Here is a 16,643-nt window from a genome sequence, read left to right as displayed (position 1 = left end):
GGGGCATCAATCGATGCCCCTTTTTTATGGTGTAAGCGACTAGTCAGCGCAGTCGTTAAAACAAATATTTGAAATTTCAGCTTCAAAGAATTCATCTGCTTGTGCAAAGAAAGGCAAGATACGCATAATAGACGCTTTATATGTACCTGGCTCGGTAATATTAAAGGTTTTCGTGGTCCACTGACCGTTTGTCCCATTTAATGCATTTGCAGGCACTATAGCTGGGCCATCACCAAACAAGCCTTGTCGTGACATATCTAAAAACATGGCCCATTGGCTGCTGCCACTGGCGCGATAAGTAATGGTGACATTCTTAGGGTTGGCTAAATACTTTGTACGCTCAAGGGTTGGGGCATCTGTACTCAAGCCATTAAACGATACGCTGCCGAACAAATTATTATCGGACTTGGTCCAGCCTCTCATTGTCCACAGTGAGGTGTGATCGTCACGAATAAGACGACTTGAAATGGACTTTCCGATGACGTATGTTCCTGCTTTTTTGCCGTTTATATCCATATTTAGAATGTCTTCATAAGTAATGGGTTTGGCAGAGCGACCATAAACCGAGATATCACATGAGTCGCCAGGCATTAACGTGTCACATGAATTATGGCTGACCTTAAAATGGTTGCCGGTTTTAAATTGAGTATTCGTAATATCAAATTTTTGAGTATCCGATTTATTTTCAAGTGTTATGGTTAAGTTATGTGGCTCAATTAATGGGCGTTCGCCAAGATCATAGGCTGTTGCAATGCTGAGACCTTGCTGTTTTGCATTGCTCAGTGCAAGCCAGTCAATGTACTGGCTTGACGCGGCCCAGTGAGTGCACGATACAAGATAATTTAAGTTTTTCTTTTTATAGCCTAATAAAAAACTTTTCTTTAGTTGTGCCGTATACGATAGGCGCGCCTGTCGAGCGATTGCTTGCATCGATGGAACATATTGGTACCGGTGAATTTGGCACGTTTGTTAAGCACAGTTGGCGAGACAGCGGCGTGTTTTTCATACCGGTGCACGATTCAACAGGGGACACTATAAATGTTTTAACGGTTATATCGTTTGAGCCGTTGTCGTAGTAACGACCGGCTACATCAACTTTAACATCTCCCGCGTTTTCTAATTTATTAATAAGGTCACTGTTGGCGAGTGTGAGTGCTTCGATACCATCTGGAACCTCGTTCACTGTTGCAATTAATTGATGCCCTGTATATGGATGTGACTGAGTTGTAACAATGGATTCACCTTCGGATTGTGTGCCATCTGGTAGCGTGAATACAATTTTAACCGGGAAACCTGGAATAGGAATCGGGATTGGGAATAGATCATCGCTAGGGTTGAAGTCTGAGGCATACTCGGTTGTTGATACCTCTGCATTATTAATAAATAATGTGCCATTTGCTGATAAGTTTGAACGGGCTGACATTCCACTTGTATTATAAACCCCGGGTTCTAGTTTGGTGTTTTCTGACATAACGGAACCGTTTACGATAACGGACTGATCTGTGACTGGCGCTGTATTTAAGAAAGGCGGAGGAAATATGATGCTTTGCGATTGGCAGTCAGGTGAAAATAAAATTTGGTTGTTGCCTATATAACTACCATTACATAAATGTTGATCGTTCGAGTCTTGAACGGAAACCAAATATGTATAGTGTTCCTCTGCTTGTACAGTATTCAAACTTAATGCGCCTATTAACATTAAGCTTGCTGTGAAAGGCGAGAATGTATTTCGGCTGATCAATCTATCCATCATTCAATATCCTGTGTTATGTGAGTCAGACCTGCTGAGCTGCAGGTGGACTTTTCTATGGCAATAACAGGGCCAGAAATAAAAATATATTTTAAGAAAATTGATGTTCTAAAACAGAATATAAATTGATTTCTTTACACATTAATTTTTGAAAATTCTACGACTTTAATACTAAATAATTTTTTATAAAATTATATGTTTATCCATCTTTAGTGTGTTTATATTGGCGATAGATCGAAAAGGTAAGTGGCTATATATGAGCTTATTTAAAGTATTATTAAAACGTATTCTTTGATTGATATTTGATCGAATGGCTGTGTGTTAATGTTTATTTTGGATTGAACAAAAATAAAGGCTAAATTGTGTACACAAAATGGCCATTATTTGCCGTCTTGGTTTGGCGGTTGCCTCAAGCGGTTAATCATTGCCGCAATGATTACATTATGAATAAAATGACTGTTTGTAGAATAAATATCGTGTGAAAAATTGGATAGCATCAGTAGAAAATACTTAGGTTGTTTTATTGATCAATACTTTTTATACCTGTTTCTCATGAATAGATGAGTTGGACAATAAATACTATGGGAATTTCATGTTTGCTTAGCTGTTAATGATATAAACCACGGTTTATTAAATATGTTTGCTTCTTTAAGTCTGGCGGGTTCAGGCCGATATTGTCTAAATACAGATTAATAGCAGGATGATGTCGCTATGAGGTTTGTGATTAGGCGTATGACCTATGGTTACTAATTCATCTTCACTTAGTCAGCTGATTCGTCAGGTGGCCGTCGCTCCTAATTCAGTTATGAAACCGCAGGTTGACGGTCCTATGTTGCAAGCGAATCCGGCAGCATCATTATCTACTCATTTAGGGTTTGCGGGTGTGAGACAAAGTGTTACCAGTGATGACTTTGTTGGTTCTGGTTTACATTTATCGCTAACACTGAGTTCTGGTCAAGACATCACTCTAAATATAGAAAAAAGTGTTGGTGGTGGCCTTAAAGATGTTCGCTTACAAACAAGTGGTGTGCTGAACGTTGATGATGAAGAAAAGCTTGAGCAATTTTTAACGGAGTTAAGTCAATCAGTTGATGCCATATTTTTAGGCGAAGCAGGTCGTGACGGGCTATTTGATTTTGCTAATATGAAAGGCGTTAATGATGTGGCTCTTACTATTCAGCAAGACAAGGGTAACCTAAAGCAACGCTTAGAATTTGAGAAGCAACATACTGAATATGGTCGTAAAGAAGTAGAGGGCGAGTGGTCTCGCTATAACCATTTAACCGGCGAACAAGAACAGCATAATTTTGCGTTAAGTAAACAACCTCGTGATGTTACCACGGCTTATGGTCAAATGGATTACCAATGGGTCGTTGATCAAGTGAGTGCAGGAATGGGGGTTTTAGGCAATGCTCATACAGGTGATAGTTCGACTCAAACACGGGTAACCGACTTCTTTGTTTCTGCGATTCATTCATTGTTTAATGAATCGCAAAAAGGCCATCAGTTATTACAGTCGCTAGGTGCATCCGCACATGCGTCAAAAGCACTTATTGGACAAACGATTCGAGGGTTAAGTGATCAGTCTGTGTCGGCTAATAATATGCCGGGCACAGTGATGCAACAAGGCCATGATGAAGCACAAAAAATGAATGGTTTAGCCGATTTTAAGGCCGATTTTTCATCTAAGCGTGATACACAGGGGCGAGTTAATGCAAATGGTGAGTATAATTTATCAATGAGTATCAGTCAGGTAAGTCGAACATTGCAAGGAGCCACGCAAGACGATAGTAGCCAAACGCAGTTTAGGCGTTTGTTATTAAAATATGAAAGCCAAGGTCAAAAACAAGAATATGAATACAATTGGAAACACGATGATATTTTAATTAATCGATTCACAAATGGTGCACTTGAGCAAACGTATTTTAAATTAACGGATTTACAGCAAGGGATATTAAGTACACATAATGGTCGGCGTGAAGAGGTCTCTGAGTTCATGCAGCGTAAAGAATATTTAGCGAATAACCAGAATGCGCCAACCATACAAAATCGTTACATCAAACCGAATGTTTATACCGAGCAAGCACATAATGTTAACTACACGGTTTAGAGAGTATGGTTAACATATTATTTTTACAGTAACGGCTCAATACTTGGCCATAAATACTCAAGTATTAAAGGTTGTGATTTGACGGTTGGGTGTAAGCCGTCTGGTTGAATGTATTCACTGCGATTGGTGTCTGTGATGATATCTTCGAGTGGGGCAAGCATGAACGGCACATAACCAACAATATTGTTATGGGCTAACGATTCAAAACTCTTACTGAACATCTCGCTGTAACGACGACCATAATTACTGGGTACTCGAATCCCTACAAGCAATACTTTTGCATTAGCACGTAACGTTTTATCAATGATGCTTTGTAAATTTGACTGCATCTGCGCAACAGATAAACCGCGTAAGCCATCATTAGCACCTAAGCTTAGTATCACTAACTTAGGTTGTGTTAAGCGTAATAACTGATCAATTTGGCTTAGGCCTTCGCTGCTGGTTTGCCCACTAATGCTCGCATTATGAACAGTGACGTTAATATTGTGATTGTTTAGTTTAGCCTGAAGCAAGGGTTGGCCAGCTTTGTTCTATTTTAATACCGTAACCCGCGCTTAAACTATCACCTACGATTAATATGGTATTTTTAGTTTGGCTAAAAACAAGTGAGCTTGTGAGCAGTAATAGGGCAAACAACAGCTGTTTCATGATGAATCCTCAAAAATAAGTGAATCATATTAATACCCATATTAAGCCTTCGCAACGGCTCTTATCTATGCGCGTTAACATCAGCGATAAAAGTGTGTGAATAGGATATATCCAAATGCCTCATAAATGCGTATATTGCGCGGCTTATCTATAGTTGTTGCCACCCTAAGAGATATTTATGTCCGTAACGCTTGAACCTTGGTCTTTTCATATCAAAACCGATTTCTCACTTTGTGGCTGGCGTACGCGCTTTAGTGGCAAGCCTGTGATCGTTTTTCTGCATGGTAATGGCTTTAGTGGTTTAACGTACAAGCCCATGCTGGACATTCTGGCGCAAGACTTTGATCTCATCATTCCTGACTTACCAGGCCATGGTGATAGTGGTCATGGTAATGAATTTAATGTGTGGAACGACACCGCAAAATTTATGTCCAGTGTATTAAATAACCTGTCTCATCAAATTCAAGCCACTACGCCTATTTTTGGTCTAGGCCACAGTTATGGTGGTGTGATTACGGGTTTAATGTCAGGTAGCGATGATCGACGCTTCAAAAAAATCATGTTATTGGACCCAGTGATTTTCTCTAAAGGTATGTTGAACGTGATGTCGGCCAGTAATTTATTTGGCTTGTTAGATAACACCCCATTGGCGAAACAAGCTCGTAACCGCATTACCACTTGGGGTTCAAGACAAGAAGCGTTTGATTATTTTCATGAGCGTGGTGCGTTTAAAGGTTGGCGCGCAGATGCATTACAAGCGTATGTTGATCATGCACTAAAAGATTGTGAAGAGGGCGTAACCCTTAAATGCCCACCGGCACTTGAAGCTAAGATTTTTAGTAGTTACCCGAAAAAGCTTTGGTTTAACCTGCGTAAAGTTAAGCAGCCATGCAAAATTTTAGTGGCAGAGGAATCATTTCCGTTTATTGCCCGCTCAGTTGAAAAACTAACCCAGTTGCGTTCGTATACGTCTGAACGTGTCGAGGGTGGTCACTGCTTCATGCAAGAAAACCCAGAAATGGCTGCTGAACACATTAAGCAGTGGTTCATAGGTACGCGCGTTTTTTAAGCTCGATTATCAATATTGGCAACGCTATTCAGATAGAATGGCGTAAGTGCCTTCAAATTCAACGGCCGTTTTACCAGAGCATTCAATCACTGCATTGAGTGTGATGCGTGAGCGGCCTTTGTGTTTAAAGTGATCAATAAATTGCTCAAGAGTCGCTTGGCTAGGTGCTTTACAAATGGCGCGAATATCGCCTTGTACTGGTGCTTTGTATTCGATGCAACCCTTGGTTACGACCTGATTACACTGAATACCTGCTTCTAACGTTTTTAAATGGGCCATGCCCCAGCATGCCATAACCGCCGCATTATATAAGCTGCCACCAAATGCGGTTTGTTTATCATTGATATTAGGGGCTAAAGGCGCTCGTAAAATTAATGTTTCACCGTCGTAACTTTCAACGTCCATTTTCATGAATTGAGTAATGGGCAAGTGTGTCTCGAAAAACTGGGATAACTGTGTGCTGACGTTTTGATCATCGACCGACATGCTATAACAACTTAATAATATGTTGCGCGGCATTATACGGGGTGATCTTCTGATCTAAAACATCTTGTTGCAATTGCGGCAGCTGACTTTTTACGGCGTCATTTTGTTTGAGCTTTAGTTCTAGCATTTCTTGAATCAGTTTTTTTAACCAATCACGGCTTTGCTTTGCGCGATGGTGTTCAAAGTGACCATTGTCTTTGGCTTGAGTTTCAAACTCAGCAATCATTTCCCAAACATCATTTATCCCTTGATTCTCTCTGGCAGAGCACGCTTTTACCTGCGGCTGCCAAAAACTTTCTTGGCTTAATAAATGAAGAGCGTTTTTATAATGACTTTGGGTTTGTTTAGCAAGGTTGACGCTTTCACCGTCGGCTTTGTTAATGACGAGCGCATCCGCTAATTCCATAATGCCGCGCTTGATCCCCTGGAGTTCGTCACCCGCATTGGGCAACATGAGCACTAAGAAAAAGTCCACCATGGCGGCCACTTCATATTCGCTTTGGCCAACTCCCACGGTCTCTACCAAAATCACATCAAAGCCTGCGGCTTCGCAAAGTAGCATGGTTTCACGGGTTTTTTGTGCAACGCCGCCTAAGGCCCCTTCAGATGGGCTAGGGCGTATGTAAGCGTCTTGCTCGCGGCTTAATAATTCCATGCGGGTTTTATCCCCCAAAATGCTGCCACCTCTTAATGGTGAGCTAGGGTCTACAGCCAGTACTGCGACCTTTTTGCCTAAGCTCAGAAGGTGTAAGCCAAACGCTTCGATAAACGTGGATTTACCTACGCCCGGAATACCAGTAATACCGATACGAATGCTGTTGCCTGTGTCTGGCAATAATTGATTCAGCAGTACTTGTGCTTGTTCTCGGTGATCGTCACGCTTGCTTTCAACCAAGGTAATGGCTTTTGCGAGGGCGCGGCGGTTGCCGGATTTTATGTCGTCTATGTTTATCATATTATGTGAGACGATGAATGCGAAACGTAAGAAGGTTGATTACGTCTCACATCTTACATTTCTCATCTCTCCTGATTTATCGCATCAAGTACTTTACGAGCACTCACCGGAATTTTTGTACCTGGGCCAAAAATACCTTTTACGCCCGCTGCGTATAAAAAGTCGTAATCTTGTTTAGGTATAACACCGCCCGCGATCACCACAATGTCTTCGGCACCTTGCGCTTTAAGTTCGGCAATTAAATCCGGTACTAATGTTTTGTGGCCAGCTGCAAGTGATGACACACCAATGACATGCACGTCATTTTCAATGGCTTGTTTAGCCACCTCGCTTGGGGTTGAAAACATGGGTGATAAATCAATATCAAAACCGACATCTGCAAAGGCTGTAGCCACCACTTTTGCACCGCGATCGTGACCGTCTTGCCCCATTTTACATACCAGCATACGTGGGCGGCGCCCGTGTTTTTCAACAAAGGCCTCTATGTCTGTTTTGATTTGTTGCCAGTCTGCATCATTTTCATAACCTGCACCGTATACACCACTGATGGTACGAGACTGTGCTTGATAACGACCAAATTCTTCTTCCATCGCGTCTGAAATTTCTCCAACAGTGGCACGTAAGCGTGCGGCTTTTACGCTTAAGTCTAGCAGATTTCCTTTGCCGCTTTTTGCGGCTGCGGTAATGTTAACCAAAGCCTGCTTAACGGCCGTGGAATCACGGCTGGCACGAATGGATTTAAGGCGTTTGATTTGTGATTCGCGTACCGCGACGTTATCTACTTCTAAAATATCAAGGTCGTCTTCATTTTCTAACTGATGTTTGTTAACACCAACAATCACATCTTCACCGCGGTCAATTCGCGCTTGCTTACGTGCGGCGCTTTCTTCGATGCGCAGTTTAGGTAAACCTTCTTCAATGGCTTTGGCCATGCCGCCTTTTTCTTCGATTTCTTCAATTAACTCCCAAGCGCGATCGGCAAGTTGCTGAGTTAATGATTCCATCATGTAAGAGCCACCCCAAGGATCCGCCACTTGTGGGATGCCAGTTTCTTCTTGAATAATAATTTGTGTATTACGGGCAACGCGAGCGCTGAATTCAGTTGGTAATGCAACGGCCTCATCTAATGCGTTGGTGTGCAGTGATTGTGTGCCGCCAAATACGGCGGCCATGGCTTCGATGGTGGTGCGCACTACATTATTGTATGGGTCTTGCTCGGTCAGTGACCAGCCAGATGTTTGCGAGTGGGTACGCAACATGGACGATTTAGGGTTGGTGGGATTAAATTCCGCCATGATGCGGTTCCATAATAATCGGCCGGCACGCAGCTTGGCGATTTCCATGTAAAAGTTCATGGAGATGCCCCAGAAAAACGATAAGCGCGGGGCAAAGGTATCGACATTTAAGCCCGCATTAATCGCGGTGCGCACGTATTCACGGCCGTCACTTAATGTGTAAGCAAGCTCAAGCGCGGCATCGGCTCCGGCTTCTTGAATGTGATACCCCGAAATTGAAATGCTATTGAATTTCGGCATGTGCTCAGAGGTGTAACCAATAATATCGCCGATGATTTTCATCGATGGGGCGGGCGGATAAATATAGGTATTACGCACCATGAATTCTTTTAAGATATCGTTTTGAATGGTGCCGGATAATTTATCTTGTGAAACACCTTGTTCTTCTGCGGCCACAATATAGTTAGCAAGAATCGGTAACACTGCGCCATTCATCGTCATGGATACCGACACTTTATCTAATGGAATCTCATTAAATAAAATTTTCATGTCTTCGACAGAATCAATGGCGACACCGGCTTTACCCACATCACCGGTAACGCGTTCGTGATCAGAATCATAACCACGGTGTGTGGCTAAATCAAAAGCAACCGACACACCTTGGGCGCCTGCTTTTAAGTTTTTACGATAAAACGCGTTGGACTCTTCAGCCGTAGAAAACCCAGCGTATTGGCGAATAGTCCATGGACGGCCAGCGTACATAGTGGCCATTGGGCCGCGCACATAAGGCGCCATGCCGGGAAAGGTGTTGTTGTACTCAAGGTCTTTTACGTCGTCTTGTGTGTACAGTACTTTAATTGGCACGCCTTCCGGTGTGTGCCATTCCATTTCCTCGGGTGTCATGCCTTTCATTTGCTTAGTCGCAAGTGCGGCCCATTCATCGTAGGTGTATTTTTTATCTGTCATAGTATTCGCTTCGCTCAGTAAGATGTTTGATGAGAGATGGTCGTTTATCTTCATCAAACACTTGACGCAATCATATACATTTCATTTAACTCTAACGTCTAACGTCTAACGTCTAACGTCTAACGTCTAACGTCTCGGCTCAGCCAATTGGCTGGTTTAATTCAATCAAAACACCGTCACAACTTTTAGGGTGAATGAAAATCACCATACAATTGTGTGCACCTAAATAAGGGGCTTCACTTAAAAATTCATATCCTTTGGACTTTAAACGAGCAATGTCTTCTTCAATATTGTCTGAACGAAAACAAAGGTGGTGCATGCCGCCGCCTTTTTTCTCGATATATTTTTGAATTGGACCTTCACCATTTAAAGGGTGTACTAATTCAATACTGGTGCTTTCTAACGGAAAAAACGCGGTGCTGGTTTTTGCGCTTATCACATCTTCTTTATGATCAAACGTTAAGCCGAAGTCATTCATAAAGCGTTCAATCGCTTTATCTAAGTCCGGTACAGCAATGGCGATATGGTCTAGTGCAATAATCATTGTGTCAGCTCAATATAGGGTACGATATCAGGTAATGTTTTGTTCATTTAAGATTTTAACTTCCCGCTGAGGGAAAGGGATCGAAATATGGTGATCTTTTAATGTTTCAAAGATAGTAAGTAATAAATCACCACCGACTCTATTCTTTCCGTCGTCAATGCCTTCCATCCAAAATTCGACAAACATATTGACACCGTTATCACCAAAGCTATCGATTTCACAATCGGGGCGTTCTTCAAACGGAATGTCTAGGCCACTAATGACTTGGGGGTGTTTGGATACTTCTTCTTTTATGAGTTCGACCATCGTACGTATGTCTGTAGAATAAGCCACGCTAAAATCAACGCGATAACGCTGTTTTGGGTCTTTATGAGTCCAGTTAATCAGTGAATTAGATATAAAGGTTTCATTGGGAACAAGAATATCTTTGCCATCATATGTTTCTAAAATTGCGTGACGCATTTTAAATTCTCTAACGAACCCTTTTCTACCATCATCAAGTTCGACAAAATCGCCAATCGTGAGGGATTTATCTAATAATATAATAATCCCAGATATAAAGTTCGAAGCGATGGATTGCAAACCTAATCCAAGTCCGACACCAAGTCCCCCACCAAATACCGCCAATGCGGTTAGGTTGATCCCCATGATGTTCAGTAGTAGTAGGGCAACAACAAAAAATAAAGCGACTTCAAATAATTTACTGAAAACTTCACGGGTGGACGCATCTAGTGATTGTTGATTGCGGATGATGTTTTTTCCAACGTTATTTGATCCATGACTTAACCAAAAAATCAGTGAACCAAAAAAGAGCATTCGCAATAACCCATAGAGTGACACGCTAATGTTACCGGCACTGATGGATATGGCTTCAAGTTCGGTAATTAAGGCAGGCAGTACACCTTGTAAATGTAACAAGAGCACAGGTAAGCCAAACCATAATAATAATTGTGACATAACATAGCTTGCTACAAACTCTTTTATAATCGAGTAGAAGAGCAGTAATATGGCAATGGACATGGATAGGTCGATTAACCAGATTGCATAATCGAGTTTGCCAAATAATTCACTGGCCAGTCTTAAAAAAATAATGGCAATTAAAGGAAACAGCAGGCTTGTAGCTCTAATGCCCTTATTGATTTGCGTATTTTTAGCCAAGGTAGAGCTGAGTTTTTTTACAACTCGTTTTTTAATCAGCGCAACATAAATCCAATAAGCCACACAGTAGCAGCTTACTAATGTGACAAGTTGCACATACGTTGCCTGATCAAACAAAGCGGACTCAACTATGAGCTTGCCTTGATTGAAATAACCGAGTAGTAATTCAGGCATTAAACTTGGCTCCGCAGTCAGTTATTGAATTCAGTATTGATGTTATATGGTATGCCATGAGTTATTTCCTTGGTAGTCCATTAGATGGTAATCAAAAACACATCGGTTTGCTCACGACGACGAGCTTGTATTTCATCCGGTGTTTCAATGACCACTTTCTCGTCTGCTACAATCTTAAATAATGGCTGGCCTTTTTTAATGATGGTGCCATCTTCATTGATCAGCACTTTTTCGATTGTCCCTGCAAACGGCGCATTTACTTTGTTGAACATCTTCATAACTTCAACAATGTACAGAGGCTGGCCAGCTTCAAAGTGATCGCCTTCTTGAATAAACGCTGGCATTCCCGGTGCTTCACAACTGTAAAACATGCCACCAGAAGCGGCTAATATTTCATCGCCTTTTGCTGTTGGCGGTGGCACAAGTACCTTCATCATATTCTTTTGTAAGGTTTCATCAAACAATGCATCTGGAATATAGATGCTGAGGTCTTCATTAACATCTAACGCGTAAAAGTTGGTTTCGTTGGCGATGTACGGCAGGAGGGTAAAAATCTCAACGCCAGCTTGGTATCCTAGGTGTGCTGCTTGTACATGATGCCAGATGTCACCGTGAAACCCTTCTGGTGCTGGGCCATTAATAATTTCACTTAATTCAATATAGTCTAGGTCTTCATGACCGTGCTCGGCTAATTGGGTTTCTAGTGAATCATAGAAGCTTAAAGCATCTTGGAGTACGTCATTATCATGATCCCATATCATGGTTGCTGCTGGGTCTTTGATCATTAAAGTTCATGTTCAAGAAATGGTAGGTGTCGGCTAAAATGCGAATAGGGTTTTCAAGCCACATGACTTGATTGTCCGGTTGAATGGCAAAATTATGCTGTTGAATGCTCAGCCATCCAGAAAGCACATGAGGTTCAGCAAGTAGACGTTCAATCGGGCGTGTCAATAATAACTGTTTACGTACTAGAATTTTTTGTAAGCTTACTCTTTCGTCAGCGTCTTTTATTTCAGCGTCTTTTATTTCAGCTAATTTTTTTGCACAAATTTGTTGATATGCATAGGGCACATCAAGGTCATTGCTTTGATCTTTTAATAAGCCAACCGCAGTCAAGTAAGGCACAATAAATTTAGTGGTTGGGCGGGCATTGATATTGTTGCCAATAAACCAATTTACTAGGCCATAGTGGAACGCTAGGTTGGTGGATAAATCTTTGCCTAGTAAAACCGTGCTGCGCAATAGTTCTGCCATGGCATCGTATGTGCCTAAGCGGTTTTCACCTACGGTTAATAACAAGGCGATGTTTGAGTCATAGGCGCCTGCTAGGTGGTACTTCATGAATACGTCAGTATCAGGGTTGTGTAGGCTGATACCTTGGTCGTCGCGAATTTCACCTTTTTGTGCGTCACTCCAGTATTCAATGACGCCACCAGCATGGGGCGCTAACGCTTGGTTAGTGGCATTTAAGCGGGCTTCAACAGATGCATTATGACGTAATACACGAGTGGGTTTTGGTAAGCGTGAACCATGAGCGGCTAAAAGCACCATCGCTTCAACTAGACTTTCGACAACAAAGTATTCGTTTGCGTTATCTGGATTGGTGAATTTTAAGCTGTAGCACAGTTCGGTGACGCGATGCTCAACTTGGATGCGGGTGTTCATTTCCATAAAGAAATGTTTGTCGCGATCCACAATGCATTCGAAGGTTGAAACGCTGTCTAGTCCAACAGCCTGTGCAAAGCGTTCGGCTTCTTCTTCCATTTTTTGCAGAGTTTTAATATCTTGATTTAAAACGACTACTTCACTATCACGACCTTCTTTTACCGCTGAGGTGAGTGCGTTTTCTAGGTCTTCGGTAATGACGGAGACTTCTAATAGCTTTTGCTCGTGCATTTGCAAAGAGCAATCACGGCCACCTAAAGCCAAAGCCCAATCGCCATTACCAATGACTTGGATTTCTTGGTGGCGGGTGGTTTCAATGTTTAGCTCGATTAAAATATTTTTATTATCACCCTTACCCGTGGCTTTTACTTCGTTAAGAATCTCTAATACTAACGAAGGCGCAAGCTTAGCCACTTGATCAAGCTGTGCCGCTAAATCACCTTCAAATGAAGCTGGATTTGGTAAAATACGCTGGCCTTTACCGCCGCCGCCGCCAATGCACTTGAGGCGCACGCGATTCGCTGGGTACTGCTTACCAATTTCGATTACTTGCTGTGCAATAGTGGCTTGCAGCTCTTCAATCGAATATAAATCAACGCCCTTGTTATAGCTTGCGGTCAGTACGACATCGGCCTTGTCTTCTAAGGTTTTGCATGCATCAAATTTTATTTGGTCTAATGATAGCTTTTCTTTTTTAACCAAGGCTAATAATGCTTTTTCATCTTTGTATTTTTTAAGTAACGTGAGTGCTGTCGCGTTATCTAAACCAGGCGTGACACTTACGCCTACTTTTAGCGCGGTCCGTTTGGCTTCGTCTTTAAGGCCTGCATCGTGAACGGTTTTAGAGCAGGGGCCGATAAAATTTAAACCGGCCTTTTCCATGGCGCTTACCATGGATTCATCTTCGGCCATAAAGCCATAACCCGTAAAAATACTGTTGTAGTGATTGTCTTTGGCTATTTTAATAATTTGTTGAATACGAATATTTCGTTCGTTTTTATCTGCGCCAGTATAGTCAGGTACGCGGTGAACACGGCTTGGATCGGTTAGCTGGCGTAGTTCTGGTGCTAAAGCGTTTTGGTATACGATGCTGTCTTTTTCAGACAACAAAATACCGTAATGCTCAATGCCCATTTCGGTAAAGACATCCATCGCTTCAATACGAATGGGGCCTCGGCAAATAATTAAAGGGCGAATATTTGAACAGTTAAAAGATTGCGCCCATTCGCTAAAGGCATTTCCTAATTGACGGTCTTTATGAATCAATGGGTTATTTAAATAATGTTCGTTTGACATATTATTTCGCGAGCTAGCTCGCGCCTACAAATTTATTTATATACAAGAGAACAAACCGCGTCTCTAAATGGTCATCTATTATTGTGGAATCGCGCGCAAGCGCCTTCCCACAAGTTAGTCGGCTTAGAAAAACTCTCGCTGAACGGCGTTAAACGGCTCCGGTGTGTAATGCCTTAAATGAAACGCCATGTTTTCTCCCAACACTTTGCGTAAGTCACTTGGCATAACAATTTGTGAAATACTGCCAAGGCTTAATGCTTCGTTAGGGTTCATTAGTTCAGCTTCGTAACGCTTACCGAGTAGAGTTTCTTGTTCTTTGCCCCATTGCGCGTTTTGTTCGCCCGATTTGACGGCACCACGGATGGCACGTAATTCATTTTTATAAACAAATTCCACACCAGCAGGGCCCATTACGGCAGCACGGGTAGTGGGCAGTGCGATGACAAAGTCAGCACCCGTTGGGTAGTTGTTGTAAGAGGCATAGGCGCCGCCAAACGCATTACGAATAATTAATAAAAAGCGCGGTGTGCGTAAATCTATAATCGCATCCAGCATGGCGCGGCCTGCTTGCACAATCCCTAGTGATTCTTGTTCTTTTCCCGGTAGGAAGCCAGTGGTGTCTTCCATGAAAATAACAGGGATATTGTAAAGATTACAAAAACGAATGAAGCGTGCGTTTTTATAGGCTGCGGCAATATCAATTTGACCAGAGGCCACAGATGAATTGTTTGCCACAAAGCCAATCACATTACCGCCCATTCGGCCAAGTGCACAAATGGTGTTACGCGCGCGGTCTGGTTGTACTTCCATAAAGTCGCCATGATCACACAATTGCTGAATGATAATGCTGACATCCAATGGAGTATTAAAACCGCTTGGGCTGTTGAAGGCTTTTTTCAACAGAATATCGATGTCCCATGTTTTACGATCAATGGGGTCAGAGGTTTCTTGGTAAGGTGCAAACTCGCTGTTGTTATCGGGTAGGTAGTTTAATAAACGTTTTACTTTTTTAAGTGCCGCTACTTCGTCTTTTACGACAAAATCGGTGACGCCACTTTGGCTGTGTACACCTGGCCCACCTAACTCGTCAGGGGTGACGTCTTCACCTAATACGCTCTTAACAACACCGGTGCCGGTTAAACCAAAAAACGTATCGTTAGGTTGAATCATAAAGCTGCCTTGGCGCGGTAAATACGAACCGCCACCCGCGTTAAAACCAAACATACACATAATTGAAGGGACCACGCCCGAAATTTTACGCAGTGCCGTAAACGCTTCAGCATAACCATCAAGGCCACCAACACCGGCAGGCACATAAGCACCGGCGCTGTCGTTTAAACCCACTAATGGGATACGGCGTTTACCGGCTAGCTCAAATAAGCGAGCGAGCTTTTTACCGTTGGTGGCATCCATCGAGCCCGCACGAATGGTGAAGTCATGGCCGTATAGAGCAACATCGCGGCCGTTAATTTTGACCACAGCGGTGACAATGCCTGCACCGTCTAAGTTTTTACCCCAGTTTTGAAACAGAACTTGTGGGTCTTCGTCGGTTAAAACTGAAATACGCTCCCAAATGGTCATGCGGTTTTTACTGTGCTGTCGGGTGATGGCATCGACACCGGGAGCGGTTTTTGGACGGTTAATTAGGTCGTAGCCTTTCTTTAGGCTCTCTTCATATAGGCCCGGTTCATAGCTGGCTTGGCCTGGAATACTAAACTCCACTTCCTGAGCATTAGCGAACGGGTTAGTTAGTGTGGCTGTGGTGGGTTTTGTCATGTGGCGGTATCACCTAAAAATGGGCTGACAAACAGGTAAAACTCGATTGGAATAATCCATACTGTGTTCGAGCGGGGCCGGTTCGTCAATTATGGTTCTTATAAATTGGCATGGATCATATAAGGGAATGTCTAGTAAGTGAATAGCTCAATCTCCCTTCTAAATTAGCATAAATGTTCCTCTACTCGCTTAATATAAGGGTTTAACTCTAGTATTAGAGTAAATGGCTCACAAAAAAGTTAAATATAAATAGACATTATCGCTCACTCTAGTCACCTATATGCCCTAAAGAAATAGACATAAATCATCACAATTGATTGTGTACAGTGAAAAATGACAAAGATATAAGCTCATAAAATGATGAGTGAGGGTTGGAAGTGATGGGAACTAAAACATTTAAGACAAGATTAACGTAAGAGTGTTTAGGACAAGACCGTCGTTAATTATCAGGTGTATAAATATAAGATTGGCCCGCTAACTGATCTAGTGAGCCTTTTAATTATGTTTGAATGTGACTGAGTTAGCTGTTACCTGCATTGGGCAGTAACTTGTTGGAAGGTTGTTCAATAGAGGCTTTTGCATGTTGGCCTGATTTTAACTGAGCATCAGATGATAGTTGCCATGTTAGTCCGGCAGCGAAGATAACGCCGCAAGCTATAATAAGTTGTAATTTAATCATGAACGCCTCAGCTACCAAATGGTGTGGTTTCAGCATACGGCGTGTATCGAGTAAAACTCAATATGGGAAAAGGCAAAATAATGGGTCTAATTAGACAATATTTTGAGTGAAGGCTTGGTGTGACTAAGTTAC

The 16,643-nt window shown here is 42.3% G+C and carries 15 protein-coding genes; 2 read left to right on the top strand and 13 right to left on the bottom strand.

Annotated features, from left to right (window positions below):
- Window positions 1-39: 39 nt before the first annotated feature.
- Together ACU6U9_RS21275 and ACU6U9_RS21270 are read right to left on the bottom strand one after the other, a co-directional pair.
- On the bottom strand, window positions 40-930 hold the full coding sequence (locus ACU6U9_RS21275; RefSeq protein WP_446736961.1) for a hypothetical protein: 891 nt from the start codon (window positions 928-930) through the stop codon (window positions 40-42).
- Entirely contained in the window at window positions 857-1,753 is an 897-nt protein-coding gene (locus tag ACU6U9_RS21270; RefSeq protein WP_446736960.1) for a hypothetical protein, read from the bottom strand. The genes ACU6U9_RS21275 and ACU6U9_RS21270 overlap by 74 nt, the downstream gene beginning before the upstream one ends.
- Window positions 1,754-2,489: 736 nt before the next feature.
- Between ACU6U9_RS21270 and ACU6U9_RS21265 the strand changes: the two genes are divergently transcribed.
- Complete coding sequence (locus ACU6U9_RS21265) at window positions 2,490-3,860, top strand: hypothetical protein (RefSeq protein WP_446736959.1); 1,371 nt, start codon at window positions 2,490-2,492, stop codon at window positions 3,858-3,860.
- A gap of 23 nt (window positions 3,861-3,883) precedes the next feature.
- Here ACU6U9_RS21265 and ACU6U9_RS21260 read toward each other — a convergent pair whose 3' ends face one another.
- Both ACU6U9_RS21260 and ACU6U9_RS21255 read right to left on the bottom strand, forming a co-directional pair.
- On the bottom strand, window positions 3,884-4,372 hold the full coding sequence (locus tag ACU6U9_RS21260; protein WP_446736958.1) for an arylesterase: 489 nt from the start codon (window positions 4,370-4,372) through the stop codon (window positions 3,884-3,886).
- Entirely contained in the window at window positions 4,359-4,508 is a 150-nt protein-coding gene (locus ACU6U9_RS21255) for a hypothetical protein (protein WP_446736957.1), read from the bottom strand. Before ACU6U9_RS21255 ends, ACU6U9_RS21260 begins: the two co-directional genes overlap by 14 nt.
- A 178-nt stretch (window positions 4,509-4,686) precedes the next feature.
- Between ACU6U9_RS21255 and ACU6U9_RS21250 the strand changes: the two genes are divergently transcribed.
- Entirely contained in the window at window positions 4,687-5,577 is an 891-nt protein-coding gene (locus ACU6U9_RS21250; RefSeq protein ID WP_446736956.1) for an alpha/beta fold hydrolase, read from the top strand.
- Between the two features lie 24 nt (window positions 5,578-5,601).
- Here the strand turns inward: ACU6U9_RS21250 and ACU6U9_RS21245 are convergent, their stop codons facing one another.
- From ACU6U9_RS21245 to ACU6U9_RS21205, 9 genes are all read right to left on the bottom strand, one after another.
- Window positions 5,602-6,063 (bottom strand): thioesterase domain-containing protein, encoded by a 462-nt coding sequence (locus ACU6U9_RS21245; RefSeq protein ID WP_446736955.1) that lies wholly within the window; start codon window positions 6,061-6,063, stop codon window positions 5,602-5,604.
- A 1-nt stretch (window position 6,064) separates the two neighbouring features.
- Window positions 6,065-7,018, bottom strand: a complete 954-nt coding sequence (gene meaB, locus ACU6U9_RS21240) for a methylmalonyl Co-A mutase-associated GTPase MeaB (protein ID WP_446736954.1) — start codon at window positions 7,016-7,018, stop codon at window positions 6,065-6,067.
- Between the two features lie 62 nt (window positions 7,019-7,080).
- Entirely contained in the window at window positions 7,081-9,219 is a 2,139-nt protein-coding gene (gene scpA, locus ACU6U9_RS21235; RefSeq protein WP_446736953.1) for a methylmalonyl-CoA mutase, read from the bottom strand.
- Window positions 9,220-9,358: 139 nt separating this feature from the next.
- Window positions 9,359-9,763, bottom strand: coding sequence for a methylmalonyl-CoA epimerase (gene mce, locus ACU6U9_RS21230; protein ID WP_446736952.1), 405 nt, complete (start codon window positions 9,761-9,763; stop codon window positions 9,359-9,361).
- Window positions 9,764-9,790: 27 nt separating this feature from the next.
- A complete protein-coding gene (locus ACU6U9_RS21225) occupies window positions 9,791-11,095 on the bottom strand; it encodes a mechanosensitive ion channel family protein (protein WP_446736951.1) in 1,305 nt (434 codons plus the stop codon).
- 80 nt (window positions 11,096-11,175) lie between these two features.
- Window positions 11,176-11,880, bottom strand: coding sequence for an acetyl-CoA carboxylase biotin carboxyl carrier protein (locus ACU6U9_RS21220; RefSeq protein ID WP_446736950.1), 705 nt, complete (start codon window positions 11,878-11,880; stop codon window positions 11,176-11,178).
- Window positions 11,840-14,056: an ATP-binding protein gene (locus tag ACU6U9_RS21215; protein WP_446736949.1), complete on the bottom strand. Its 2,217-nt coding sequence runs from the start codon at window positions 14,054-14,056 to the stop codon at window positions 11,840-11,842. Before ACU6U9_RS21215 ends, ACU6U9_RS21220 begins: the two co-directional genes overlap by 41 nt.
- A 123-nt stretch (window positions 14,057-14,179) precedes the next feature.
- A complete protein-coding gene (locus ACU6U9_RS21210) occupies window positions 14,180-15,832 on the bottom strand; it encodes an acyl-CoA carboxylase subunit beta (protein WP_446736948.1) in 1,653 nt (550 codons plus the stop codon).
- 520 nt (window positions 15,833-16,352) lie between these two features.
- Window positions 16,353-16,511, bottom strand: a complete 159-nt coding sequence (locus ACU6U9_RS21205) for a hypothetical protein (protein ID WP_446736947.1) — start codon at window positions 16,509-16,511, stop codon at window positions 16,353-16,355.
- Window positions 16,512-16,643 lie beyond the last annotated feature (132 nt).

The organism is Pseudomonas sp. HK3 (assembly GCF_052920985.1).
The sequence above is the reverse complement of the archived record's forward strand: the minus strand, read 5'-3'. Positions and strand labels throughout refer to the sequence as shown.

Excerpts from the sequence above, each read along its gene's own strand:
- ACU6U9_RS21275 (WP_446736961.1), bottom strand. The coding sequence starts at position 930 with ATGCAAGCAATCGCTCGACAGGCGCGCCTATCGTATACGGCACAACTA.
- ACU6U9_RS21270 (WP_446736960.1), bottom strand. The coding sequence starts at position 1,753 with ATGATGGATAGATTGATCAGCCGAAATACATTCTCGCCTTTCACAGCA.
- ACU6U9_RS21265 (WP_446736959.1), top strand. The coding sequence starts at position 2,490 with ATGGTTACTAATTCATCTTCACTTAGTCAGCTGATTCGTCAGGTGGCC.
- ACU6U9_RS21255 (WP_446736957.1), bottom strand. The coding sequence starts at position 4,508 with ATGAAACAGCTGTTGTTTGCCCTATTACTGCTCACAAGCTCACTTGTT.
- ACU6U9_RS21250 (WP_446736956.1), top strand. The coding sequence starts at position 4,687 with ATGTCCGTAACGCTTGAACCTTGGTCTTTTCATATCAAAACCGATTTC.
- ACU6U9_RS21245 (WP_446736955.1), bottom strand. The coding sequence starts at position 6,063 with ATGTCGGTCGATGATCAAAACGTCAGCACACAGTTATCCCAGTTTTTC.
- meaB (WP_446736954.1), bottom strand. The coding sequence starts at position 7,018 with ATGATAAACATAGACGACATAAAATCCGGCAACCGCCGCGCCCTCGCA.
- scpA (WP_446736953.1), bottom strand. The coding sequence starts at position 9,219 with ATGACAGATAAAAAATACACCTACGATGAATGGGCCGCACTTGCGACT.
- mce (WP_446736952.1), bottom strand. The coding sequence starts at position 9,763 with ATGATTATTGCACTAGACCATATCGCCATTGCTGTACCGGACTTAGAT.
- ACU6U9_RS21225 (WP_446736951.1), bottom strand. The coding sequence starts at position 11,095 with ATGCCTGAATTACTACTCGGTTATTTCAATCAAGGCAAGCTCATAGTT.
- ACU6U9_RS21220 (WP_446736950.1), bottom strand. The coding sequence starts at position 11,880 with ATGATCAAAGACCCAGCAGCAACCATGATATGGGATCATGATAATGAC.
- ACU6U9_RS21215 (WP_446736949.1), bottom strand. The coding sequence starts at position 14,056 with ATGTCAAACGAACATTATTTAAATAACCCATTGATTCATAAAGACCGT.
- ACU6U9_RS21210 (WP_446736948.1), bottom strand. The coding sequence starts at position 15,832 with ATGACAAAACCCACCACAGCCACACTAACTAACCCGTTCGCTAATGCT.
- ACU6U9_RS21205 (WP_446736947.1), bottom strand. The coding sequence starts at position 16,511 with ATGATTAAATTACAACTTATTATAGCTTGCGGCGTTATCTTCGCTGCC.